Source organism: Atlanticothrix silvestris CENA357, from assembly GCF_016056295.1.
GTDB lineage: Bacteria > Cyanobacteriota > Cyanobacteriia > Cyanobacteriales > Nostocaceae > Atlanticothrix > Atlanticothrix silvestris.
This window is the reverse complement of the sequence record NZ_JAECZB010000016.1, coordinates 41,577-65,407: the sequence shown is the minus strand read 5'-3', so window position 1 is coordinate 65,407 and position 23,831 is coordinate 41,577. Positions and strand designations below refer to the sequence as shown.

Here is a 23,831-nt window from a genome sequence, read left to right as displayed (position 1 = left end):
GGAATGGGAACAGGGGAGTTGATATTCTAAGTGAGAGTGTTTTAGTTCTAAACGAGAAACTTCTAGCTCTAAGCGGGAGTGTTCTAGTTATAAATGAGAAACTTCTAGTTCTAAGTGGGAGTGTTTTAGTTCTAAACGAGAAACTTCTAGTTCTAAGTGGGAGTGTTTTAGTTCTAAATGAGAAACTTCTAGTTTTAAGTGGGAATGTTCTAGTTCTAAACATGGAAATTGGGGTTTGTAACTGAAAACTTGAAAGTTTGAAAATAAACTTAGATTCTCTGTACCCAAAACTTTCCTCAAACTTTAATCCTCACTCTTACCTGCATCCCAGTCAAAGCCGCCACCTTGGGACTATCTTCAGAATCAATGCGGATTTTTACTTCTACTACTCGCGCATTCACATCGTTAGTAGGGTTATTTTGGTCTTGGCTGAGGCGGGTTTTACCGATTTGCAAACCAATTTGATCCACTTTTCCCCGCAGTTCGCCACTAAAACCGCCATACTCGCTGGTAATGATGGCTGGGTGTCCTAGCTGCACTTTGACGATATCAGTTTCGTAGACTTCCGCGATCGCATACATTTGTTTTGTTTGTCCCAATTCTGCGATTCCTTCTTGGGTGTTTACCTGTTCACCGACGCGGGTATTGATACGTAAAATTTGTCCCGCAACAGGAACTCGTACTTGGGTATCTTCTAATTGGGCTTTACTTTGTTCTACCTGAATTTGGGCTTGTTGGAGTTCGGCTTTGGCTATCTCTACATCAACTGGACGCACTTCTTGTAAGCGTTTGAGATTGGCTGTTTCTTTGGCAAGCTGGGCTGCTAATGTAGATGTGGTATTTTCTAATTCGGCTTGATTTTGAGCAACAATGGCTTTAGCCCTCTCAAATTGTTCTTGAGCATCATCTAATTCCGCACGCTGAATTGCTCCTTCTGCGACTAAAGTGAGGTAGCGCTGGTATTTTAGCTCGGCGTTACGCATTGTGGCTTCAGCTTGAGCAATAGTTGCTTGTCTTTGTTTGGTTTCAGTGCGTAACCTAGCGGTTAATTCGGCGATCGCTGCTTTTTGGGCTATAATTTCACCCTGTTTAGAATCTCCTTGTTGAATTTTTCGTAATTGTGCGCGTTTTATGGCGACATTCGCCTGTGTTTCCTTGAGTTGCTGTTCGACTCTATTCTGTCCTTGGAGAATCGCAATAACTTGATTGGCTTGTACAAAGTCGCCTTCTTGAACCAAAATTTGGTTAACGCGGCTATCTTGAGCGTTTACCACAGAAATTTTAATTACATCCCCTTGGGGAACTAACTTACCCAAAGCCACTACTTGAGAGGAAGTAGTCACTTCAGTAGGTATAGGAGAATCACGGGGGTTGTTTTGTGCTTGCATTGAACCGCAAGCTGTACAAACAATTAAACTGAGAATAGTTGTGTTAGCGACACAACATTGGATAATGGTAGATACACCTTGCCGTAACTCAACCATAGTGTTAGGTAGAAACTTTTGCTCTTTTTTAAGACAAAAAGATTTCAGAAAACAGCATGAATCTTTAAATTAATCTAACCTAGTACAGCAGGCGCGGAAATAAGCGCAAAGTTTAGCCACTACGTTGACGGGGTTCCCCCGGTTGTATCAAGTGGCGTGGCGGTGTCGGTGAGACAGCCCTGTTCGCGCAGCGTCTCCGACAGGAGAAGGGTTTCCGTCCCGCCAAACTTTGTAAGTAGATAATTGGTCTTATCAGGCGCGATAAATCGCGTCTCTACATGAGGCTCTTTGGCTTAAATAAACGGTATTGACCCATGATAAATGTTCTGACACCCTTGCAAAAATGTAATTACGTAAAGCCTGCGGTATAGCTGGGCTTAGAGGGTAGTGGTAACGAGCGTCATTACGAATTACGAATTACGAATTGAGTTCTAGTAACCCAGGCGGTGGCGTAATTTCAATACGACCGTTTCGTAAATCTACCACGGGTGCGATCGCCATGACAAAGGGAATCAAAACAGTCTTTTGTTTTTTGTCATGAGCAAATGATGGGTGCAACTCCACTTCTAATAAATCATTACCAGCAGGAATCACATCTACCACTGTACCGACAAGATCCCCAGACTCTTGCATAAAGACTTCTAAGCCAATCAAATCTATGACGTGATATTCATCTTCACCTAATGGGGGGCGATCGCTTGCTGGTACCATTAACTTACAACCACGCAATTCTTCTGCTTGGTTACAATTTTCCACACCCGCTAATTTAAGAACATACAAGTTTTTGCCATTGATGTAACGTCCTGTCAATAATTCGATGGGTTGTGGTTCACTCTCACCAGGACGCAATAACCAGCGTTTCCCCGGTACTTCAAATCGTTCGGGGAAATCTGATTGTGGATAAACCCGCACCTCCCCAGACAATCCTTGAGGGGCAACGATTTTTCCAATTTCGAGCCAATCATCTAGATTTGTCATTAGTCAGTTGTCAGTTGTCAGTGGTCAGTGGTTAGTGGTCAGTGGTCAGTGGTTAGTTGTTTATTATTCTCTCCCCCTGCCTCCTCTGCTCCCCTGCCTCCTCTGCTCCCCTGCTCCTCTGCTCCTCTGCTCTTTTAATCAAGTACTCACAGCTGCACGCTGATACGTTTCCTCTACTACTTTTGCTAAACGTTGCATTCCAGTGACTATTTCTTCATCGCTACCAGTGAGGCTGATGCGTAAACATTGGTGCTTGTGCTGCCACTCTTCACGCAAACCGGGGAAGAAGGTACTACCGGGCACAACAATTACACCAACTTGCTTGAGCTGCTGATAGAAATCCCAATCAGTAATAGGTAAATTTTGTAGCCACAACCAGGCAAAGATTGCTCCTTCACCGCGATGGAGGAACCAAGGTAAATCCTTGGGCATCGCTGCTTCTAAAGTATTTTCTAGAACAGTGAACTTATTTTGGTAAAAGGGACGGATGACTTGTTCTGCTATGGTGGGCAAAGCACCAGAGTTAATTGCCAAAGCTGCAATTGCTTGCCCATAACGTGATGGGTGAATACATAAATTTGTCTGAAAGGACTCTAGCACTTGAATCATCTTTTGATCACCAATGGCAATACCAATGCGTTCTCCTGGCAATCCTACCTTTGATAAACTCATGCAGTGCAAAATGTTATCGCCAAACACTGGTGTCATCTCTGTGAAATTCAACGCTGGGAAGGGAGGGCCATAAGCCGAGTCAATTAACACAGGCACACCGTAAGGTGCGGCTAGAGCAGCAATTTTTTTTACTTCATCGTCGCTGAGAACATTGCCAGTGGGGTTACAAGGACGAGAAAAGATGACGCAACCTGTGTTTTCTGAAATCGACAGTTGGCTAAAGTCTGGACGATATTTAAATCTGTGGGCAGTTTCATCAATATCTAGAGTTGGTTTGTAGGCAATTAAGGCTTCTGGAACTAAGCAAACACCGCCGTAACCTGTATAGTCAGGACTTAGGGGTAAAACAATTTGCTTGAGTTCGCCGCTGGTGGTGTAGCCGCCGAAGCTATTAGCAGCGTAAAAATAGAGGCTTTGGCTGCCTGGGGTGATGAGGATATTGCGTTCAGTTAAATTTAACCCATAGCGCTTGTTAAAGTCGTTAATGATCGCTTCAATTAATGGTGCATAGCCCTGACTTGACCCATAGCGACAAACTACCTCACCATATTCTGGACTTGCTAAGAGTTCTGCTGTACAATCTCGCCATAACTGCTCTACTTCTGGCAAAATCAACGGGTTGCCGGCACTTAAATTATTCAATTCCTGCCCTGCACCAGCTCTTAATGTTTCGTTGATATCTTTCATAATCGCTCGCACACCAGTCAGGTTGGACATTTGAGCGCCAATTTTAGTGAGGGCAGGGTTCATAAGCTTTGTAAAATTAGAAATAACTGAGGGTTGAACAAATTTATAAGTCTATTGCAGTGGTATAGCTATCATCTTTGAGCTATTTCACCTGTAACTAATGTACCAATCTCATGGGAAGATGTAATTTTGTAATTTTACAAGTTAATTTACAGAAAAGTAACAAATAATTTTTGCGATCGCTCCCCGATATAAACTCAGATCAGCCCATTAACACAACTTTACATAGGAGGGCTGACTGTGGAAGTTAAAGCAGCAGTAGCTTACGGCGCGGGTAAGCCGTTATCTATCGAAACCGTTCAACTAGCCGCACCACAAGCAGGAGAAGTGCTGGTTGAAGTTAAAGCCACTGGCGTTTGCCATACCGATGCTTATACCCTTTCCGGTGCAGATCCTGAAGGCTTATTTCCAGCAATTTTAGGACATGAAGGTGCTGGTATTGTGGTAGAAGTAGGTGCTGGTGTTACGAGTGTAAAACCAGGGGATCATGTAATTCCCCTTTATACTCCAGAATGTCGTCAATGCGAATATTGTCTGAGCTTTAAAACTAATCTTTGTCAAGCGATTCGCCTTACCCAAGGACGCGGTGTCATGCCCGACGGTACTAGCCGCTTTAGCATCGGTGGAGAGATGATTCATCACTATATGGGTACATCCACTTTTGCTAACTATACGGTGTTGCCAGAAATCGCCGTGGCCAAAATTCGCCCAGATGCGCCTTTTGAAAAGGTTTGTTACATCGGCTGTGGTGTAACAACAGGGGTAGGTGCAGTGATTAATACAGCGAAAGTAGAACCAGGGGCAAATGTTGTAGTTTTCGGCTTAGGCGGTGTGGGCTTAAATGTCATCCAAGCAGCCCGAATGGTGGGAGCCAATATGATTGTCGGGGTAGATATTAATCCCGACAGGCGGGCTTTGGCAGAAAAGTTTGGCATGACGCACTTTGTTAATCCCCAAGAAGTGGAGGGTGATTTAGTACCCTATCTGGTTGATTTAACGAAAGGTGGTGCTGATTACAGCTTTGAATGTATTGGCAATGTCAATGTGATGCGTCAAGCATTAGAATGCTGTCATAAAGGTTGGGGCGTAAGCGTCATTATTGGTGTTGCTGGTGCTGGGCAAGAAATTAGTACTCGTCCCTTTCAATTAGTCACTGGACGCGTCTGGAAAGGTTCGGCATTCGGTGGCGCTAGAGGGCGTACAGATGTGCCGAAAATTGTTGATTGGTATATGGAAGGAAAGATAAATATCGATGATTTGATTACCCATCTCATGCCGATTGAGCAGATTAATGATGCTTTTGATTTAATGCACAGAGGCGAATCAATCCGCAGCGTAGTCACATTTTAATTGTTAGATTCAAAGTAGGGTGGGTAATGCTCACCTTGATTAAAAATAAATTGTCAGTGGTCAGTGGTCAGTACTCAGTGGCAAAAAACTAACAACTGACAACTGACAACTGACCTACGTAGCGTAAATTAAGTCACCAGGTTTTGACGATGCAGACACCACAAACCGGACAAACAACGACAAACCTGCAAGCAAATCTCTATGAAACCGACTTTTACGCTTGGACTCAGCAACAAGCTAACCTATTGCTACATCAGGAATGGAACCAGCTTGACTTGCCCAATTTAATTGAGGAAATTGAATCTTTGGGCAGAAAGGAACGCCAAGAATTGCGAAATCGCCTCAGTATATTAATAGGGCATTTATTGAAGTGGGAATATCAATCAGCAAAACGTGGTCGTAGTTGGTTGAATACAATTCGTATCCAGCGTCTAGATATTTTGGAATTACTCGCAGAAAATCCCAGTCTCCAAGCATACCTGCAAGAAGTTCTGCCGAAAGCATATCTCAAAGCAATTGCCTTAGCTTCTGGAGAAACAAATCTACCTCTAAAAACATTTCCCCCAAATTGCTCTTATACCCTAGAAGAAATTATGAGCGATCGCTTCTATCCAGGTGAACCTGCAACGGATGATTTGATGGAATAAGAGTGCTATCAGTTAAATTTCTGCTTTGGCTATTTTCTCTAAACGATTAGTTTCACCTTTTGCATATTTGAGTAAGTCATCCCAATCATCTGGAGGATGACCACTTTCAAGCATTTTCTTAAAAACTCGATAAGCGTCTGTATTACTATCATAGGAACGCTTAGAGTTCTGATCGTTGACCCAGACGAAAACAATGATTTTACTCTCTTGATGATATCGAAAAAACAGTCGGTATTGTTGAAAAAATTTAGCTCTCAACCAGTGCTTGTAATCATCTCCAAGCGTATTGCCCTGGCGATAATAACTACGTGTTGGATCTTGAGGAATCACATCAAATGCCAGTTTTACTATAGCGGCTAGACGCTTTGTGGCGTTTTTCTTCTTGTAGTCTTGAGGATTCTTCTGACGCAAATTTTCAACTTGTGTCAGAAGCTCTTCAAATTGGTTGAGAAAAAGAGAATGAGCAAATATGTTCCATCCATTAATAACTAGTGGCTGATTTACAGACAAACTTATTCATCCTCGTCTGAAAGTGGTGCATCAATATCAAAATCAACTTCAAAAACCAAGGACTGAACACGGTCTACCAAATCAGAACTAATTGCTTGTAAGTGCTGAGGATTCTTTTCTATATCTCGTGCAATAAAGTTTAAAAACTGCCCAAGTAGAGGATCACTCTCTGTTTGGTCAGCGCGAGAAATCACTACTTGACCGTCAGACTGGATGGTGTAGCAGATTTTATCACGCTTATTTAAGCCTAGGAATTTGCGAACGGGATCAGGGATGGTAGTCTGATAACGATCAGTAAGAGTAGATTCTGAGAATTGAGCTGGTGTTACAGCCATAGCGACCTCTAAATTTGTCGGTTAAGCTCTATTTCAGAGTAATGCAATTGCATTGTCTTTGTCAAGATTCATATTTTTGGGTTTGGAGCTTAACGATTAGCTTCACCGAAAGCGCGTATGCCTTTGTTTTACCCTATATGAGCGATCGCTTCTATCCAGGTGAACCCCCAACGGATGATTTAATAGAATGAATAATCCTCAACTAACTTCAGAATATCAAAGCTTTGGCGGCAAACTCGGCTTTTACTCTCATCCCTCTTCTACCTGTAATGGTGAGATGCGCTTTGCCGTTTATCAACCACCACAAGCTACTCAACAACCAGTACCAGTTCTTTATTTCCTTTCTGGTTTGACTTGCACTGAAGAGAATTTTATGGCAAAGTCAGGGGCGCAACGTTATGCAGCTGAGTACGGTTTGATGTTAGTTGCACCAGATACTAGCCCTCGTAATACTGGCATTGTTGGTGAGGATGACGAGTGGGATTTTGGCACAGGTGCAGGCTTCTATGTTGATGCTACAGAAAAACCGTGGCGATCGCACTATCAAATGTATAGCTATGTTGTTCAAGAATTACCTGCTTTAATTGCTGCTAACTTCCCCATACAACCAGAAAAGCAAGGCATTTTCGGTCATTCGATGGGCGGACATGGGGCGCTTGTTTGTGCTTTGAGAAACCCGCAACTTTACAAATCGGTATCTGCTTTTGCACCTATTGTTGCACCTATGCGTTGTCCTTGGGGTCAAAAGGCTTTTAGCCGTTATTTAGGAACCAATCAAGAAACTTGGCGTGCTTATGATGCTAGTGAATTAGTTCAGCACACCCAATATCACAGCCCGATTTTGATTGACCAAGGAACTGCTGATAAATTTTTAGCTGAACAATTGTTGACAGAGGTGTTTGAGGAAGCTTGTATGGCTTTCAAACAGCCCCTCACCTTGCGTTACCAAGACGGTTACGATCACAGTTATTATTTTATCGCTACTTTCATTGCAGATCACATCCGCCACCATGCGATCGCTTTGGGCAAAATTTAGTGAAGATTAAACTAATCTAAATAAACTTCATAAATAGCTTTGTCAGTTACCTTGTTTACTGTATTGATCTTAAGCAATACCTTATTAGTAAATTAAGTCTGAATAACTTAATGACTAGGAGAATATTGTGAGTAAAAATTTATTAGCTTTTATAGCTAGTATAATTTTTAGTTTTGGGACAGTAATTTTAATTAAAAGGCTGAATCTACCTGTATTCGTCACCTTCAGCGCTGCTATTTGTGCTAGTCATATTTTGATGATTTTAGTAATGATACAGAACTTTTTGTCTAGATCTCAAAAACTCAAATAAACTTTTCGATAAGTTTATTTCTTCAGTTTGTAAATCTTTTGAGACTTCAGCCAATTAATTGTCAATACGCTTCATCTCCATCTAAAAATTTTCAGGCTGTGATTGTAAAATTATCAAAGTAAGTCAGCTACGCCAATATCAGAGGTAAAGCCCTTACTAAAAACAAAAAATTGTAATCTTGTGTGACACTTACGTAAGTCCTCACAAGACGGTGATTTATCGCGTTTTTGTGATTTATCAAAAAATCTTAACCGAGACCTATTGAAAGCGGACTAGTTTGTAAACGATTCGCTAAATTATTGACAAGTATTAAATACAAATTAACAAGATAATAAATAATGTAAACTAAAGTCAACTAAAATTGATATAAAAAAATATTCCAAGTGTCAAAAACCAGAGATAATCTTTGACAAGGCAAAAACAAGAAAAACCATTAAATTTGGATAAAGTTTGATGTCTATAGACTGCTCCTAACTTCAGGGGAGTATTCGTCAATGAACACTCGGTAATCATTAACCTGAAGTGTAATTGATTGTGAGCAGAAGTTAAACAAAATAGAGAATAAAGAAAAGAGCGCGCGGAGATTTGAATGAGTAATAGCAGTGCAACTACAGCAGCATTCCGCTTGAGTGAAAAGTTACCTTTTCCCCTGAAGCGTTTAGCAGATTTAGCTTATAACTATTGGTGGTGTTGGACTAGCGATCGCATCGCGCTGTTCCAAACTATTGATCCCCAAGAATGGGAACGCTGCGGGCATAACCCAGTAGCAACTATAGAATCGGCTAGTTATGAACGCCTCACCCAATTAGCCGAAGACCCATTTTACCTCAAGCAGATTTCCGCCCTAGCACGGGAATTTGATACTTACATGTCCCAGCAAGATACCTGGGTGAGTCGCGTTGCACCACAAGTATCTCAAGACAACCCCATAGCTTATTTTTGTGCAGAATTTGGCATCCACGAATCCCTCCCCGTGTACTCTGGCGGCTTAGGAATCTTAGCTGGGGATCACCTCAAATCATCATCAGATTTGGGCGTGCCGATGGTTGGTATCGGGTTGCTGTATCGCCAAGGTTACTTTCGGCAACGCTTAAATCGTCAAGGCTGGCAAGAAGATTACTATCTTGATAACCCCTTCGACAAAATGCCCCTAGAGTTAATTAAAAATGAGCAAGGGGAACCACTCACCATTCACCTCGAAATTCGCCAGCGACAAGTAAAAGTGCAAGTTTGGCGCGTGCAAGTCGGGCGAGTCACATTATATTTATTAGATAGCGATCGTAACGATAACGATCCCATTGACCGCTGGTTAACTGGACACCTCTACGGTGGTAATTTAGAAACCCGCATTGCTCAAGAAGTCGTCTTAGGAGTTGGTGGTGTCCGGGCTTTGGATGCCTTGGGTATTCAACCTTCTGTCTATCACCTCAACGAAGGACATGCCGCTTTCTGTACTTTAGAAATTGCCCGGTTAGAAATAGAACGTACAGGTAAATCATTTTACGACATTGAGGGCAAAGTCCGTAATAGCTGCGTATTCACCACCCATACCCCTGTTCCTGCCGGTCACGATGTCTTCTCTCCCGATTTAATCGACTCTTTCTTTGCCCATTACTGGCCGCAATTGCGACTTTCCCGCGAGCAATTTTTAGCATTAGGTGCTAGACGATTGGGTGATCCTTGGGAACCATTTAGCATGACCGTTTTAGCATTACGAATGTGTCGTGCTGCTAATGGCGTAAGTGAATTGCACGGTCAGGTTTCCCGCAAAATGTGGACAATTCTCTATCCCCAGCGGTCTGAAGATAAAGTACCAATTGGTTACATTACCAATGGCGTTCATGCACCAACTTGGACAGCTCCCTTATTGGCTGACCTATATAATCAGTATTTAGGAGCAGATTGGAAAAATCGTGCCGTTGATCCCAAGATGTGGGCGAAAATTGACGAAATCCCCGACGAAGAATTGTGGTCACGACACATTATCCTTAAAGAACGTCTAGTAGCTTATACCCGTTATAAAGTCAAAAAAGCACGAGAACAGCGCGGTGAAGATCACAGATTGATTCAAGCCAGTGATAGCCTGCTAGACACCAATGTACTAACCATTGGATTTGCCAGACGCTTCAGCCCTTACAAACGAGGGGATCTGATTTTGCGTGATGCACAACGGGCATTGAAGATTTTTGGTAATGCCCAACGTCCATTACAGATTATCTTTGCAGGTAAAGCTCACCCAGCTGATGAAGAAGGCAAGCGGATTATCCAGCGCTTGATGGAGTGGTGTCACAACTCAGGGATTATTAACCGAGTTGCCTTTATTGAAGATTACGACATTTACACAGGGCAAAAATTAGTCCAGGGTGTGGATGTGTGGTTGAATAACCCCCGCCGTCCCTTGGAAGCATCTGGTACAAGTGGACAAAAAGTCTGCTTCAACGGTGGCATTAATTGCAGCGTTCTAGATGGTTGGTGGTGTGAAGGCTACCAAGCCGGCCCCGATGGCAAAGGCACTAACGGTTGGGCAATTGGTGAAGATGCTCATACTAGTGACCAAGAATTGCAAGACCGCATTGATTCGCAATCGCTGTATCAGCTGTTAGAAGAGGAAATTGTTCCCCTATACTATGACCAAGATGCTCAAGGCGTTCCCCACCACTGGGTAAAAATGATGAAAGCATCGATTAAGACAAATGCGCCGCTATTCAACACAGATAGAATGATTGCCGACTACGTTACACAGGTCTATGTCCCAGAAATTTCTAAGACTGTGGAACCAATTTTAGCTAAAGTTCTGCTTTAAAGCAGTTTCAGTTTCCTGGGTCGATAGAGGGGCGGATTATCCGCCCCTTTTTTATTGGGATCAGTTTTTTAAATTCAATAAATCAACGTGAGTTCGACGGTTCTAAAAAAACGTGAGCTCGATGAACCTCTCACTCACTCACTCCCTCTCTCCGTTTCGGAGAGGTTCATCGAAGTCATACCAATTCACAATGACGCTCCTTCGTCGCTCTAAGCGTAGCTATGCCGCAGGCTTTACGCTGCGAAGATCGCAATTCGCAATTAAAAAACCTAGATACAGTAAACCTTTCAATGGTTAAATCTGTATCAAATTTTTCGTGAAATGGTATCACATTGGTATAACAGAGTTGTTTAATTCTTGCAAAGCACTTCAAGCTGGAACGATTTAGGGTGTCGGGTTTCTTCTCCACAAAGGTACGGGTAACACTCAAGAGCGTGGCTAAAGCTACGAAAATATAGCAGTGTTTAGGTAGATTAGGGCATGAATCAAACACCAAATCCTTACACCAATAGACTTTCAAGCTGATTGTCTGTTACCTGTTATAGTTAGTCGCTTTTGGGGAACTCTAAACTCAGTTACAGCATCATTAAGAAATGTGATGGTTGGGACATAGCAACTACAAAGTATGTAGGCACTCACTCTTACTTGTTTGAATCTTTAAAAAGTGAATGCATAAAACGACAGAACCCAACTGTATCTATGTATAGAGAGTCAAATCTCTTAAACCAAGTCAAGTTAGAAATTATGCAGGTGAATGATGACAAGCCTTACTCAAGTCCGCTTACACAACGACCTACTGCACCCAATCCGTGAGTGGTTAGAAAACATTGAAATTCATAACTCGAAACTAGCTCATCTGTTATGTAAAGCCATTCCTGCCCAATGTCCCTTTGAACGCGATATTAAGCTGTTTGGTCGTAAACTGTTTCACATTCCGCCAATGTGTAAATTAAATCCTCTCTATGAACAAGTAGTAACTCTACGTTTTAGAGCGCTTTGTTATCTTGCAGATGAATGTGGTGAAGATGTCACAGCCTATTGTTAAGACTAGCTAATTGCTTGATGCGGCAGTATCGGTAATTACAGATTTACGGTTGTAACCTACTTAAGTCTATACTAAGCTAACGTAAGCCTAATTAGATGTCTGGCTATTTAGTAGCTAGTACCCTTCTAAAGTGTTACCAATCTGTATTGTTTACCATACCTTGCTGAAATCACTAACATCATCATGACGCACATCTTACTGGTTGAAGATGAAGTCAAACTGGCGCGATTTGTAGAACTTGAACTGAGTTACGAAGGTTATCAAGTCAGCGTCGCCTACGATGGATTAACTGCGCTTACCGCAGCGCGGGAATTACATCCAGACTTAATCATTTTGGATTGGATGTTGCCTGGTTTATCAGGTTTAGAAATTTGCCGTCGCCTGCGAAGTACTGGCGATAAAGTGCCGATAGTTTTATTAACAGCTAAAGACGAAGTGAGCGATCGCGTTGCAGGTTTAGACGCTGGTGCTGATGATTATGTAATTAAACCTTTCAGCGTCGAAGAATTATTAGCCAGAGTCCGCGCTCACCTGCGAAGAAACCAAGAAGCAGATGCCGCAGATATTTTAGAATTTGAAGATTTAAGTTTAAATCGTCGCACGCGGGAAGTATTTCGGGGCAAGCGGTTAATTGATTTAACTGCCAAGGAGTTTGATTTACTAGAATATCTACTCGCCCACCCACGACAGGTAATTACCCGCGATCGCATTTTAGAAGAAGTCTGGGGTTATGACTTCATGGGTGATTCCAACATCATCGAAGTTTACGTTCGCTACTTACGCCTAAAACTCGAAGCCAATAACGAAAAGCGCCTCATTCAAACTTTGCGTGGTGTCGGCTACGCTTTGCGTGAGTAGGGATTAGGGAGTAGAGGAGCAACAATCTTGGGAAAAGGGTAAAGGGTAAAGGATAAAGAAATAAACCCTTTCCCCCTTACCCATTCCCCTTTGCCCTTCTTACCCGTGCCCCTAACCCCTAACCCCTAATTTCCGGATTATCCCGTTCTCAGCAAAATCTCATGTAATTGATAGTTAGTTATATTAGGATGCACGGAGTTAACTCTATACAAAAACACAAAAAATTCAGACTGCAATGGCCTATCTAGAAACAGCAGCGCAATTCTACCGTGAAGTTGCCCAAACACCAGAAGTAGGACTTTGTTGCGTTCAAAGTACCCCTCTGCAATTACCAGGATTGAAAATTCCCTGCAAGATGCAGGAAATGAACTATGGTTGTGGCACTACTGTACACCCCACGGAACTTTCAAGCCAACCCACGGTGCTTTATGTTGGCGTTGGTGGTGGTTTAGAGGCATTGCAATTCGCTTATTTTTCCCGTCGTCCAGGTGGTGTAATTGCCATTGAACCGGTTGCTGCTATGCGAGAAGCCGCCACCCGCAATCTGGAAATTGCCGCTACAGAAAATCCCTGGTTTGACACCAGTTTCGTGGAAATTAAAGCAGGCGATGCTTTTAATTTACCTGTGGCTGATGCTGCCGTTGATATCGTCGCCCAGAATTGCCTTTTCAATATTTTTGAACCAGAAGATTTAACTCGTGCTTTACTAGAGGCATATCGAGTATTAAAACCAGGTGGACGCTTGCAAATGAGCGATCCTATTGCCACCCGCGCAATTCCCGAACATCTACGGCAGGATGAGCAGCTACGAGCCATGTGTTTATCAGGGGCGCTCACATACGATGAGTATACTGAACGCATCATTAATGCTGGCTTTGGTCAAATTGAAATTCGTGCCCGTCGTCCTTATCGTTTGTTAGATTCCCAAACTTACAAACTAGAAGAAAATCTACTACTAGAAAGCCTCGATTCTGTTGCTTTCAAAGTAGCTATTCCAGAAGATGGTGCTTGTGTTTTTACAGGCAAAACGGCAATTTATGCTGGTACAGAATCTTTGTTTGATGATTCAGCAGGGCATCTGCTTCAGCGTGGTATTCCCGCAGCAGTTTGTGATAAAACCGCTGCTAAATTTGCAGCTTTAAAACCAGGAGAAATAATAATTACTGATTCTACCTGGCACTATAGCGGCGGTGGTTGCTGTTAACTTTAGTAAGCCCCAATGTTTTTAATTAGTTTATTTCTGTCTACGCTTTTTTTAGCTTACTCTAATGGAGCCAACGACAATTTTAAAGGTGTAGCAACACTGTTTGGTAGCCGAACAACGAGCTATCAAACAGCTATTTTGTGGGCAACTTTTACAACTTTTGCTGGTGGATTAGCAGCAACTTTTTTTGCTAGTACATTAGTGAGAAATTTTTCTGGTAAAGGGCTATTGCCAGATGCGATCGCCAATGCTCCAGAGTTTCATATTGCAGTTGCGATCGCCTCTGGTTTAACGGTGCTAGTTGCTGCTCTGACGGGATTTCCCATTTCCACAACTCATAGTTTAACAGGTGCGCTGCTTGGCGCTGGCTTAGTGGCGATCGGACTCAAAGTTAATTTTGTAGCTTTGGGAAGTTTATTTATTTTACCCCTATTCCTCAGTCCTATAATTGCTATTTCTTTGGCAGCATTTATTTATAGTTTATTAAAATACAGTAATTCTCAATGGAACCTAGAAGCCAATCAAAAAACGATTGATGCTTGTCACCTTATCAGTGCAGGCATTATTAGTTTTGCTAGAGGATTGAATAATACACCCAAAATTGTCTCGCTGATTGTCATTATTGAGTATTTCTCAATCCAGGGAGGGATGATTACGGTAGCAATGGCAATGGCATTGGGGGGTTTACTCAATTCCCAACAAATTGCTGCAACCATGAGCGAAAAAATTACTTCAATGAACATTATTCAGGGTTTATCTGCCAATATGGTTACAGGACTGCTTGTAATTGCTGCTACTCAATTTGGGCTTCCTGTTTCTATTACTCAGGTTTCTGTATGTTCTATTGTTGGTGTAGGATTAATTGAGAAAAAAACCAATATACGCGTTTTTTATCAGCTTTTATTTTCATGGTTTTTCACTTTACCTATTGCAGCAATTATTAGTGGAATAACCTATAGATTATTGCAAGGATAAAACAATTGAGTAAATTTGTCCATATTTTGAGAAATATTAACCAATGCATACTATATCAATTACACCATTTAAGAATAAGTTAAATTACCCTTTGACAAAAAAGGACATTACTGTTTTACAAATTAACTTAGGTAAGCGCTGTAACCTTGCCTGTACACACTGTCATGTAGAAGCTGGGCCAAAACGTACAGAAGAACTTTCTCCAGAGGTTTGCCAACAATTAATTGAGATAATTCATAGATTCCCGGAAATTCAGATTGTGGATTTAACTGGTGGCGCGCCAGAAATGAACTACGGGTTTAAACCATTAGTAGAAGCAGCAAGAGCAAATAATAAACAAGTAATTGTCCGATCTAACTTGACTATTTACTTTGTAGATGGGTTTAGTGATTTACCTGAATACTTTGCTCAACATGAATTAAAAGTTGTGGCTTCTATGCCTTGTTATCTCGCAGACAATGTTGATAAAATGCGTGGTTTCGGTGTATTTGATCATTCAATTAAAGCTTTGCAATGGCTGAATAAACTTGGTTATGGGAAAGAACAAAATTTAATTTTAGACTTGGTATACAATCCGCAGTTACCCACAAGTGAAAAATTTTCTTTAGCTCCCGAACAGGCTAACTTAGAACGAGACTACAAAATATTTTTACAAAAGCATTTTGGTATTGTCTTCAATAATCTCTTCACCATTACTAACTTACCAGTTGGTAGAACTCAAATGTATTTAGAACGGAAAAAACTGTACACCAGCTATTTGCAGTTTTTAGAGTCGCATTTTAATAACGGTACAATTGACCATTTAATGTGCCGTGATCAACTTTCAATTGATTATTTGGGTAATGTGTATGATTGCGACTTTAACCAGATGATGAATTTGCCAGCGAAAGCTCTGAATGGTGAAACATTAACAGTTAAGAAATTACTAGAAGCTGATAGTTTAGACTTAATTAGTGAAATTCAAGCTGCGGCATATTGCTATGGTTGTACTGCTGGATGCGGTTCTAGTTGTGGCGGTGCTTTGGTGTGAAGCTCAATGAATTTCTGTCATAAAAAAAAATAATTTTGTACCAAAAATTGTTATCGGCTACGATTGTCGGTGAAAGATTATCTGGTGGTGATCAGTGTAGGATAAAACTGCAATTATCCTAAAAAAATCTAATATCTATGAAATTATTTACAATTTTATGGTTGGAAGGAATGATATGTGTATTAAGAATAACTAATCACTACTGTTCAGAGAAACATTGCGTTTGAGTTTAGCTTGGGATTACCTAACTTGCTGGCTTTTGGCATTCAGTTCCATACAGAGTTTGTTGCTTCACATCTGTATAAAAGCGCATACACCAGCCGTTGCGCTTTCGCCATTCTTGGTAAACGGTTGCTAGTACCATCACAGCAATAAAACCAACAGCAGTCAGCAGCAGAATCCGTTGCCATTTAAATGTTTGACTATTTTGCATTGTGGGTTTTTCGTTATTATGCCCACTCTTTCAGGCACAACAGCTTCCGTGCGAATGCACGACTACAATAACTGCCAAGATAACCCAAATGCGCGATCGCTAATTCTGCATTTCCAATCTTTCAAACAGCCCAGAACGACATCGATGCAATGGAACATTGCGTTTGAGAAGGAGCGCGGCGATGGTTTTCATGCTCTCGGATGCACGCCTCTACCTTTTTGTGGTACTGGTAAGGGCTGAAGCAAGTTTGTTTTGTGGGTACATCAGTCTCGACAATCTCACCCAGTTCATCCTCAAAGTTGATGTAGACAGACAATGCACTGCCATTATCTTGATCATTCTTAGTGATGAATAGAAGGCAAATATTTTATTAAAAAGCTGCCGTAAATATACGGTAAATGGTAACATAAGACCGCAGTAATTAGGTGCTGTAATACTACCTAAAAAAAGGCGAAGTTTTCCTGCGTCAGCATTAAATCCACAGTTCCCACGGGTATACCGAGGTATTAATGATAAATTCAAGTGGTACATTAGCAATCTTGCTGATGCTTTTTGTGATGGCTTTTTGGATTTATTTAGCCTTTAAATCCAAAAAAGTATCAAAATATTCACGCCCTATGGCAATTTTCCTCCTAGTTTCTCTAGCGATTGCTAGTGGAGGTATTGTATCAGCACAAGTAACCCTCAATCCGGCTCCCTTAAACGCCATAACTAGTCTTCCACCAGCTACAGTTGGAGACCCTACTCCAGCAACCCCACCACTCTTGACAGCAGTGGCTGAACCAAGTAATCTCGGAGACTTTGTTCGGGACAACACAGCCTTACTCCAGCTAGGAAAATCCCTATTTTGGGATATGCAGCTTGGTAGCGACGGCATTCAGTCCTGTGCTAGTTGTCACTTTCATGCCGGAGCAGATAATAGATCAAAAAATCAAATTAGTCCTGGTGTTTTGGCATCACTGAAAGATATAACTTTCCAGGTTGGTGGTAATCCAAACTATCAACTTACAGCAGCAGATTTTCCATTTCACAAACTGGTAAATCCTGATGATCGAACCAGTACAGTTGTTTCTGATGTTAACGATGTCGCCTCCTCCCAAGGCGTATTTCATAGTGTTCTGGTAGAAACTGTTCCAGGTCAAGCAGAGGATAATGTCACATCTACACCAGATCCAGACGGCTTTCAAATTAATGGCATCAATGTCCGCCGAGTTGAGCCACGTAATGCCCCAACAGTAATTGATGCTATCTTCAATAAAATCCAGTTTTGGGATGGTCGTGCCAAGGAAACCTTCAATGGAGTGAATGAAAAAGGAGCAGCAGACCTGAATGCTAAAGTTTTCAAGGCTTCAGGACTAAACCAACTAACTCCAGTTTCCATTTCGCTTAATAATTCCTCTATAGCTTCTTTAGTAACTGGGCCACCATTGAGTCCATTTGAGATGTCTGCGGATGGCCGAACTTTTCCTGAAATCGGTGCTAAGTTCTTACGAAGAAAAGGTCAGAAACTCAAACGTCTCAGACCGTTAGGTAAACAACTTGTACATCCGCAAGACAGTGTTTTAGGAGTTTTTAGTCGCTTCCCCTATAAAGGCTTGTCAATCGGAGCCTATGATCGGTTGATTATGAAAGCCTTTAAGCCGCAATGGTGGAGGTCAAGGTCTATCATTCAAGTTGAGAGTGATAAAACAACAACAATCCTCCCTGGAGCATTGGTTACCACTACTGATGGGTCTCTCACTACTGATGGAGCTACCATTACTGATGGAGCTACCATTACTGATGGATCTCTCGCTACTGATGCGGCTTTCAGTATTAATTCTTTGGCTACTACTTCTGATAGTGAAGAAAAACTGGTTTTATCTGAAAATCAGTTTACGCTCAGAGACTGGAATTTTTCATTGTTTGCTGGGTTAGCAATGCAGAAGTATATGTCTACTCTTGTATCTAACCAGACACCGTTTGATAAATTCCAGGCAGGAGATGTTAATGCTCTCACTCCTCAAGAAAAAAACGGTCTAGCTTTGTTTGTTAAGTCTGGAGCTAATGGTGGTGCAAATTGTAACATTTGCCATACGATTCCAGAATTCACTATGGCTTCGGTAAGAAGAACCACAGGAGTAGCTTCAACTGATTCTGGCAATCCGCTGATTAATAATTTTGCTAACGGCTTCATTCCTAACTATGGTGTTAGACCAGCTTCCGAAGACCCAGGAGCCGGAAGCTTTACCCTATCAAGATTTAAAGCTCCTACTCTGCGTAACATCGCCTTGACAGCACCATATATGCACAACGGTGGTATGGCAACTTTGGAGCAAGTTGTTGACTTTTACAATCGTGGTCGAGGTGACGATGGTGGGGCTGGTGTAGCGCCATTGAACTTAAACTTACAGCAAAAAGCTGATTTGGTCACTTTCATGAGGACTGGACTTACTGATCAGCGAGTCCTTCTTGAAAAAGCCCCCTTTGACCATCCACAATTGTTTATCCCTAATGGACATCCAGGTAATCAATTTTCAGTAACTTCCAGTGGTAATACCAATGGAACTCCTACTGCTACAGATCCTTTGGTGGAAATACCCGCAGTTGGTAGTAATGGTGTCACTACTCCCCAGCCAAATTTCTTAGACTAAAACTCTAGACTGGGCTTTATACCTTTTGGTTTTTGATATTGCTGAATCAAAGAATGTTTTTCTAGGGTAGGCTAAATGCCTACCCTAGAACATTTAGCATTAGTAACCCTAAACAAAATTGCACAACAAAAGATTAATAGGGTTTATGTATGTGGTCAGTGCCGCTAACCTTGTCAACTTACTCAAACAATTAGACCTTTTACCCTCTTGTACCAAATGGAGAGAACCCCATCGCTCTCAGTTTCACAATTAAGCTTTGATAGTGCTTTCCATAAGTGACACAAGCGCCTGAGGAAAGCGATCACATCTCCAATGGATGTAAAAAAACAGAAATGTTTCTTAGAAGCTGTTCATGAGCGATCGCCCACTATGGATGAAAGAAACCATTCTGTTTTTTTAGGAGAGGGTTAAGTACCAACATTCTTAGCTGAGTTTACAGCTTGCGGTAGGTTCTACATTTAAGAAAGTTCCTGAGCGGGGTGTAATTGAACGCAACTGCTGGATAAAAGCATTAAATCTGGCATCAGTTATGCTGAAACCAGCTTCAGCACAAGCAGATAAACCTCCTTCAATGGGAATAGGAGAACCATTCCTAGGACTATATACAATGAATTTATCGACAGTGCCAGTGCCAACCCCAAACCCAATAATTTGACGAACTGTTCTCAAAGCTGCATTATCTAGGGCACCACCAATACTGCCAATACTGATATTAACTGCACGACTTTCAGCATAAGCCGGCGCACTCATCGACAATATTGCCCCGATAATCATCAAACTGGTTAACTTCTTCATTTTCTCTTCTCTAAAAATTTGAAAAACTAATATTACGTTTTCTTACTCACTAGTTAATATACGGGCATTATCTAAAGATAATCATTTATTAAAGCGGGGTTTAAGAAGCAACTTTTTGAAAAAATGTAACAGCAGAAGTATTATTTATACACAATCGTGTACATACTCCCACTGGTTACGATATTTTGTCCAGTGTTTAGCATTGTTGCCCATTTCCCATCCCCGTGAGATTGCCATCAGCAGAGGAGAGAGAAATTGCGGTCGCCACAGTGTCATAGCAATTAACGCATTGGCAATCAACAAGCTTGCTAAAGGTAGTTGAAGTTGTGCCAAATAAAAAGCTTGCAAGCCAATTTCTCCAATTTCACTTGTATCAAATCCGGTAATGATGTGCCAAATATCATGAGTCTGCAATTCATCAACAGCATTTAGGTCTTTTTTAGGATGAGTTGGTCTTGGGACGATTTGACGCCATTGATGCCGTTCTAATAGCCGATAAATTGTCGTCTTATGCACTGGGAAACCACATTCTTTTTCATAGGCAAGTTTGATTTGCATTGCGGTTGCCACCTGACCACGACGCGCCTTTTCTTTAAAAGAATCTATCAGTTCTTTTTCTTGTTCCCAGTTTAAATAGCAATTATGTCTATCCCCTTTCCCTGGCCTTGATAACCCGGCCTCTCCTTGACGGTTGTATTGCTGATACCGAGTTGCGCTCAAAGATAGTAACTCAGGGTTCAGATAGATAAGCAATGCCCCATTTCTAGATACTATTTCTGAATGCAACTTAGTATGAACAAATCGCACGCCCACCGCAGGCATTGCTGGAATCTCGATGCGTTGATCGCAGCTATTAATTACTACTGCAAATAATTTACCTCACACATGAGGCAGCATTTTAGGGAATGGGATACAGCCATTTGCGAAATAATTGTGTTAGGCGCGGCATAATCACATAAGTGAGTAGGGCGACACCGAGTCCTGTGCTAATCAGTTGACTAAGCAATACAGGCAACCCAGACAACAACGGTGCTAACAAACGATTGAGCTGAGGAAGAGTGAAGAACACTCCCAACCACGTCACTAACATCATTTTGTAGCGGGGTGGTGGCGACTTCATCGGCTTGTTTGAGAGAATAAACCAAGTTTCCAATCCAGTCAGTGTTTGAAGGGCTTCCGGCTTTTGAATCAAGGGCTGCAATCGCTCAATCCACTCCCGCCTAACATCAGATTCTAGCCAGGTCTTGAGATTGTCGTAGCAATCGAACTTGAGAATGACCACGTACTCCGGATGGGTGTGATCCTGGGGTCGAATAGTGCTGACACCCAGATGCCCCTTGAATTTTCGTGCATCTGCCGCAATGCCATGAAACCATGCTTCGTAACCTTCCTCGCGCCCCGGTCTCACTACATGACAGATCACAGCTGTGACTAAATAATTTTCTTCACTGCTATTAATCGCCGATGGTTTATCCAACATAGAATCTAACGTTATGGGTAATTTGATCTTTAAAAAAGAAAAACGGCTCTTACCTTGCCTCTACAGACCCTAAAACTGAAACGTCGTCCGAATGGTGCCAACAAAAATGGTGTCATTATTGCTGTTGTGATCGGGGTTGATAATGACGATCGCACCAGGACTAATTGAAACATTATCGTTTACTTGCAATCGATATAAGGCTTCAAAATGCAATGAGGTGTTGCGATCTACTACCCCAAACTCATTGCTGATTACTTTGGGGGGCTGTCCAAAGACAAAGCCCAATAGATTGCCTTCCTTGCCCAAATCTGGGAATCCAAAATTAACAGCATAGTAAAAAATCTCAGCACTGGGATCATTGGGGATATCTTGTGCCGATGCTTGGAGATATCCTACCCAGCCCCCTAATCTGAAGGCAGGGTTGACGAGCCAAGAAGCTGCAAGACTATAGCTATTGCCAACAATGTTTTTACTGGCTCCATTGAAGGGGTCATTGGTAATGGTACTACTTGTACTGATATCGATCGCATTCAAAGAACGAGCATAGGTTAAGCCAAAACTTAAGGATTTCGTAGGTTTTAATGTCAGTTGTGCTAAGGCAGAGTAAGAACCATCAAATAATCCAGATCCCGCAGTCGGGTTGTTGGTTTCACTAGCAAGATAAACCAGTGCCAAATTGATGGCTGAGTTAAAGTTATAACTGATACCAATGCCTGTCCCACCTGTTTCTTCACGATAGATAGGGCTGCGAATCCCCAATGCGGAGATAGAACCTCTGCCATCACTTCCTAATAGAGGGTTAATGGTATCGACCACATCAAATAACGTACCTTGAGCGATCGCACTCACCTTAACAGCAGACCCGATGGGAAATTGATAATAGAGTTGATTGAGAATTAACTGATTGCCTGTATCACCATCAAAACTTAGGCGAGACATATTTGTTCCTGTGGCTTCCCTAAAGTTGGGAATATTGCCAGCCTGAAATCGAATTCTCAGTAAATCTTGCCCCGTAAAACTGGTGTTAAATATCAACCGCACGCGATCGCTAAAAATGATATTATCACCGACCTTACCCCTGGAGCCAGGTGTTTCTCCTGCTGGTACAGCTTTATCATCGCCAAATGCACCACTCACCGCAAAAACTACTTCTCCAGTAAATTTTGTCGTCGTCGAGAATTGCTGAGACTCGAATTGATCTGTGCGTGTTGCTAAGGAATCTACCCGTCCACGCAATATTGAGAGTTCTGCTGCAAATTCCTTTTGAAGTCTTGGCAAAGTTTGTAAATCTTCTCTCTTAATCACATCTGCTGTCGTACTTTCTAGTAGCTGATTGAGCCGAGCGAGACAAGCATTCAACCCGACAGCAAATTCATAGCGAGTGATTGAGCGTAGACGCAAAGCGGCTTGTCGTAAGACATTGCCTTGAAATTTTTGATCGGGATAACCAACAATGCAGTCGTAGCGATCGACTAATGCTTGTAATGCTTGAAATGCCCAATCTGTAGGCTGCACATCGGTAAGCTGATTCACAGATGTGACTTGCTCGGGCAACGTATCTTCGGCAGTAGCAGACCTAGAAAGGCATTCCTGAGTAAGGCATACTCCAAAGATCAGAGATGACGAGAGAATTAATTGAGAAAAAAGTTTCATTGAGAACAACCACCTTAGAGACACCAGATTGTTCGGCAATTTTTTACCAAGAAGTAGTTGCCACCGCTATGTTTCAAGTAAAGTTGATAACCTAGCGATGACAATACCAACTCAGTTACACACGAGCTAAAATAGACACTTTCTCATTATTTACTGGGAGATCCAGCACTTGAGTTTGCTGCATAGCTGGTCATCAGGTTTTTGTAGTCAGGAATAAACCCTGCCAAAAGACTACCTAGCCCTTCAATATCGTTACGCCAGTCACGGTGCAATTCACCCACAACGCTAAACCAATTGACCAATTGAACTCCAGCACGAGACATTCGATCCCAAGCTGCATAGCGACAGGCTTCATCAAAGGTTCCAGAGGCATCGGTGACAACAAAAACGTCATAACCTGCCTCCAATGCCGAAAGCGCACAAAAAGTAACACATACATCCGTGACAATCCCGGCAATGATTAATTGCTTTTTGCCTGTGGCTTCTACTGCTTTCACAAAGTCCTCGTTGTCCCAAGCGTTGATCTGTCCGGGGCGGGGAATAAAGGGAGCATCGGGAAACTTCTCTTTCAGTTCAGGGATGATGACACCATTGGGGCCATCCTCAAAGCTAGTTGTCAAAACTGTAGGCAGGTTAAAAAACTTGGCTGCACTTGCCAGTGCTAACACATTATTTTTGAAGTCCGCTGCACCAATATCACGCACAAGTGAGAACAGTCCAGTTTGGTGATCGACCAGCAGCACCGCAGCATTATTTTTGTCTAACCGGTTGTACTTGAATGTAGACATGAGTTATTGATCCTAATTTGAGTTATTGGGAATGAGGAATTGCAGAATGCTCTAAATAGCTTATG

The 23,831-nt window shown here is 42.0% G+C and carries 23 protein-coding genes; 11 read left to right on the top strand and 12 right to left on the bottom strand.

What is annotated here, in order from left to right:
- Positions 1–87: 87 nt before the first annotated feature.
- The 4 genes from I8751_RS09580 to I8751_RS09565 all read right to left on the bottom strand — a co-directional run bounded on the left by I8751_RS09580 (position 88) and on the right by I8751_RS09565 (position 3,884).
- Positions 88–300: a hypothetical protein gene (locus tag I8751_RS09580; protein WP_214438936.1), complete on the bottom strand. Its 213-nt coding sequence runs from the start codon at positions 298–300 to the stop codon at positions 88–90.
- Positions 297–1,484: an efflux RND transporter periplasmic adaptor subunit gene (locus I8751_RS09575; protein WP_214438935.1), complete on the bottom strand. Its 1,188-nt coding sequence runs from the start codon at positions 1,482–1,484 to the stop codon at positions 297–299. Before I8751_RS09575 ends, I8751_RS09580 begins: the two co-directional genes overlap by 4 nt.
- Positions 1,485–1,901: 417 nt before the next feature.
- Positions 1,902–2,462 carry a ribosome maturation factor RimM gene (gene rimM, locus I8751_RS09570; RefSeq protein WP_214438934.1) on the bottom strand — a complete coding sequence of 187 codons (561 nt, stop codon included), beginning with the start codon at positions 2,460–2,462 and terminating at the stop codon, positions 1,902–1,904.
- A 138-nt stretch (positions 2,463–2,600) separates the two neighbouring features.
- Positions 2,601–3,884 carry a valine--pyruvate transaminase gene (locus I8751_RS09565; RefSeq protein WP_214438933.1) on the bottom strand — a complete coding sequence of 428 codons (1,284 nt, stop codon included), beginning with the start codon at positions 3,882–3,884 and terminating at the stop codon, positions 2,601–2,603.
- A 237-nt stretch (positions 3,885–4,121) separates the two neighbouring features.
- Here I8751_RS09565 and I8751_RS09560 point away from each other — a divergent pair, with 237 nt between their 5' ends.
- Complete coding sequence (locus I8751_RS09560) at positions 4,122–5,231, top strand: S-(hydroxymethyl)glutathione dehydrogenase/class III alcohol dehydrogenase (protein WP_214438932.1); 1,110 nt, start codon at positions 4,122–4,124, stop codon at positions 5,229–5,231.
- Positions 5,232–5,380: 149 nt separating this feature from the next.
- Positions 5,381–5,878, top strand: a complete 498-nt coding sequence (locus I8751_RS09555) for a DUF29 domain-containing protein (RefSeq protein WP_214438931.1) — start codon at positions 5,381–5,383, stop codon at positions 5,876–5,878.
- A 12-nt stretch (positions 5,879–5,890) separates the two neighbouring features.
- Here I8751_RS09555 and I8751_RS09550 read toward each other — a convergent pair whose 3' ends face one another.
- Together I8751_RS09550 and I8751_RS09545 are read right to left on the bottom strand one after the other, a co-directional pair.
- Positions 5,891–6,388, bottom strand: coding sequence for a type II toxin-antitoxin system YhaV family toxin (locus tag I8751_RS09550; protein WP_214438930.1), 498 nt, complete (start codon positions 6,386–6,388; stop codon positions 5,891–5,893).
- A gap of 2 nt (positions 6,389–6,390) precedes the next feature.
- Positions 6,391–6,723, bottom strand: a complete 333-nt coding sequence (locus tag I8751_RS09545; RefSeq protein ID WP_214438929.1) for a type II toxin-antitoxin system PrlF family antitoxin — start codon at positions 6,721–6,723, stop codon at positions 6,391–6,393.
- Positions 6,724–6,910: 187 nt separating this feature from the next.
- Here I8751_RS09545 and fghA point away from each other — a divergent pair, with 187 nt between their 5' ends.
- From fghA to arsS, 7 genes are all read left to right on the top strand, one after another.
- Positions 6,911–7,759 carry an S-formylglutathione hydrolase gene (fghA, locus tag I8751_RS09540; RefSeq protein ID WP_214438928.1) on the top strand — a complete coding sequence of 283 codons (849 nt, stop codon included), beginning with the start codon at positions 6,911–6,913 and terminating at the stop codon, positions 7,757–7,759.
- A gap of 899 nt (positions 7,760–8,658) precedes the next feature.
- Complete coding sequence (gene glgP / locus I8751_RS09535) at positions 8,659–10,872, top strand: alpha-glucan family phosphorylase (RefSeq protein ID WP_214438927.1); 2,214 nt, start codon at positions 8,659–8,661, stop codon at positions 10,870–10,872.
- 757 nt (positions 10,873–11,629) lie between these two features.
- A complete protein-coding gene (locus I8751_RS09530) occupies positions 11,630–11,917 on the top strand; it encodes a Mo-dependent nitrogenase C-terminal domain-containing protein (RefSeq protein ID WP_214438946.1) in 288 nt (95 codons plus the stop codon).
- Between the two features lie 183 nt (positions 11,918–12,100).
- On the top strand, positions 12,101–12,775 hold the full coding sequence (locus tag I8751_RS09525) for a response regulator transcription factor (protein ID WP_214438926.1): 675 nt from the start codon (positions 12,101–12,103) through the stop codon (positions 12,773–12,775).
- A gap of 235 nt (positions 12,776–13,010) precedes the next feature.
- A complete protein-coding gene (gene arsM, locus I8751_RS09520; protein ID WP_214438925.1) occupies positions 13,011–13,979 on the top strand; it encodes an arsenosugar biosynthesis arsenite methyltransferase ArsM in 969 nt (322 codons plus the stop codon).
- Between the two features lie 15 nt (positions 13,980–13,994).
- A complete protein-coding gene (locus tag I8751_RS09515) occupies positions 13,995–14,954 on the top strand; it encodes an inorganic phosphate transporter (RefSeq protein WP_214438924.1) in 960 nt (319 codons plus the stop codon).
- 43 nt (positions 14,955–14,997) lie between these two features.
- A complete protein-coding gene (gene arsS / locus I8751_RS09510) occupies positions 14,998–15,984 on the top strand; it encodes an arsenosugar biosynthesis radical SAM (seleno)protein ArsS (protein ID WP_214438923.1) in 987 nt (328 codons plus the stop codon).
- Positions 15,985–16,228: 244 nt separating this feature from the next.
- On the opposite strand, the gene I8751_RS09505 is transcribed toward arsS, so the two are convergent.
- Positions 16,229–16,417 (bottom strand): hypothetical protein, encoded by a 189-nt coding sequence (locus tag I8751_RS09505; RefSeq protein ID WP_214438922.1) that lies wholly within the window; start codon positions 16,415–16,417, stop codon positions 16,229–16,231.
- A gap of 18 nt (positions 16,418–16,435) precedes the next feature.
- On the opposite strand from I8751_RS09505, the gene I8751_RS09500 reads away from it, so the two are divergent.
- Together I8751_RS09500 and I8751_RS09495 are read left to right on the top strand one after the other, a co-directional pair.
- Positions 16,436–16,657, top strand: a complete 222-nt coding sequence (locus I8751_RS09500; RefSeq protein ID WP_214438921.1) for a hypothetical protein — start codon at positions 16,436–16,438, stop codon at positions 16,655–16,657.
- Between the two features lie 269 nt (positions 16,658–16,926).
- Positions 16,927–19,050, top strand: a complete 2,124-nt coding sequence (locus I8751_RS09495) for a cytochrome-c peroxidase (protein ID WP_225894062.1) — start codon at positions 16,927–16,929, stop codon at positions 19,048–19,050.
- Between the two features lie 423 nt (positions 19,051–19,473).
- On the opposite strand, the gene I8751_RS09490 is transcribed toward I8751_RS09495, so the two are convergent.
- From I8751_RS09490 to ycaC, 5 genes are all read right to left on the bottom strand, one after another.
- Entirely contained in the window at positions 19,474–19,845 is a 372-nt protein-coding gene (locus I8751_RS09490; protein WP_214438920.1) for a hypothetical protein, read from the bottom strand.
- 144 nt (positions 19,846–19,989) lie between these two features.
- Positions 19,990–20,565 carry a Coq4 family protein gene (locus I8751_RS29530; protein WP_225894061.1) on the bottom strand — a complete coding sequence of 192 codons (576 nt, stop codon included), beginning with the start codon at positions 20,563–20,565 and terminating at the stop codon, positions 19,990–19,992.
- Between the two features lie 178 nt (positions 20,566–20,743).
- Positions 20,744–21,325: an antibiotic biosynthesis monooxygenase gene (locus I8751_RS09480; RefSeq protein ID WP_214438919.1), complete on the bottom strand. Its 582-nt coding sequence runs from the start codon at positions 21,323–21,325 to the stop codon at positions 20,744–20,746.
- A 69-nt stretch (positions 21,326–21,394) separates the two neighbouring features.
- Positions 21,395–22,978 carry an iron uptake porin gene (locus tag I8751_RS09475; RefSeq protein ID WP_214438918.1) on the bottom strand — a complete coding sequence of 528 codons (1,584 nt, stop codon included), beginning with the start codon at positions 22,976–22,978 and terminating at the stop codon, positions 21,395–21,397.
- Positions 22,979–23,124: 146 nt separating this feature from the next.
- Positions 23,125–23,766: an isochorismate family cysteine hydrolase YcaC gene (gene ycaC / locus I8751_RS09470; RefSeq protein WP_214438917.1), complete on the bottom strand. Its 642-nt coding sequence runs from the start codon at positions 23,764–23,766 to the stop codon at positions 23,125–23,127.
- Positions 23,767–23,831: the final 65 nt, after the last annotated feature.

Bases quoted from the DNA above. Each gene is read 5' to 3' on its own strand.
- I8751_RS09575 (WP_214438935.1), bottom strand. From the start codon at position 1,484: ATGGTTGAGTTACGGCAAGGTGTATCTACCATTATCCAATGTTGTGTC.
- rimM (WP_214438934.1), bottom strand. From the start codon at position 2,462: ATGACAAATCTAGATGATTGGCTCGAAATTGGAAAAATCGTTGCCCCT.
- I8751_RS09565 (WP_214438933.1), bottom strand. From the start codon at position 3,884: ATGAACCCTGCCCTCACTAAAATTGGCGCTCAAATGTCCAACCTGACT.
- I8751_RS09555 (WP_214438931.1), top strand. From the start codon at position 5,381: ATGCAGACACCACAAACCGGACAAACAACGACAAACCTGCAAGCAAAT.
- I8751_RS09545 (WP_214438929.1), bottom strand. From the start codon at position 6,723: ATGGCTGTAACACCAGCTCAATTCTCAGAATCTACTCTTACTGATCGT.
- fghA (WP_214438928.1), top strand. From the start codon at position 6,911: ATGAATAATCCTCAACTAACTTCAGAATATCAAAGCTTTGGCGGCAAA.
- glgP (WP_214438927.1), top strand. From the start codon at position 8,659: ATGAGTAATAGCAGTGCAACTACAGCAGCATTCCGCTTGAGTGAAAAG.
- I8751_RS09530 (WP_214438946.1), top strand. From the start codon at position 11,630: ATGACAAGCCTTACTCAAGTCCGCTTACACAACGACCTACTGCACCCA.
- I8751_RS09525 (WP_214438926.1), top strand. From the start codon at position 12,101: ATGACGCACATCTTACTGGTTGAAGATGAAGTCAAACTGGCGCGATTT.
- arsM (WP_214438925.1), top strand. From the start codon at position 13,011: ATGGCCTATCTAGAAACAGCAGCGCAATTCTACCGTGAAGTTGCCCAA.
- I8751_RS09515 (WP_214438924.1), top strand. From the start codon at position 13,995: ATGTTTTTAATTAGTTTATTTCTGTCTACGCTTTTTTTAGCTTACTCT.
- arsS (WP_214438923.1), top strand. From the start codon at position 14,998: ATGCATACTATATCAATTACACCATTTAAGAATAAGTTAAATTACCCT.
- I8751_RS09505 (WP_214438922.1), bottom strand. From the start codon at position 16,417: ATGCAAAATAGTCAAACATTTAAATGGCAACGGATTCTGCTGCTGACT.
- I8751_RS09500 (WP_214438921.1), top strand. From the start codon at position 16,436: ATGCCCACTCTTTCAGGCACAACAGCTTCCGTGCGAATGCACGACTAC.
- I8751_RS09495 (WP_225894062.1), top strand. From the start codon at position 16,927: ATGATAAATTCAAGTGGTACATTAGCAATCTTGCTGATGCTTTTTGTG.
- I8751_RS09490 (WP_214438920.1), bottom strand. From the start codon at position 19,845: ATGAAGAAGTTAACCAGTTTGATGATTATCGGGGCAATATTGTCGATG.
- I8751_RS09480 (WP_214438919.1), bottom strand. From the start codon at position 21,325: ATGTTGGATAAACCATCGGCGATTAATAGCAGTGAAGAAAATTATTTA.
- I8751_RS09475 (WP_214438918.1), bottom strand. From the start codon at position 22,978: ATGAAACTTTTTTCTCAATTAATTCTCTCGTCATCTCTGATCTTTGGA.
- ycaC (WP_214438917.1), bottom strand. From the start codon at position 23,766: ATGTCTACATTCAAGTACAACCGGTTAGACAAAAATAATGCTGCGGTG.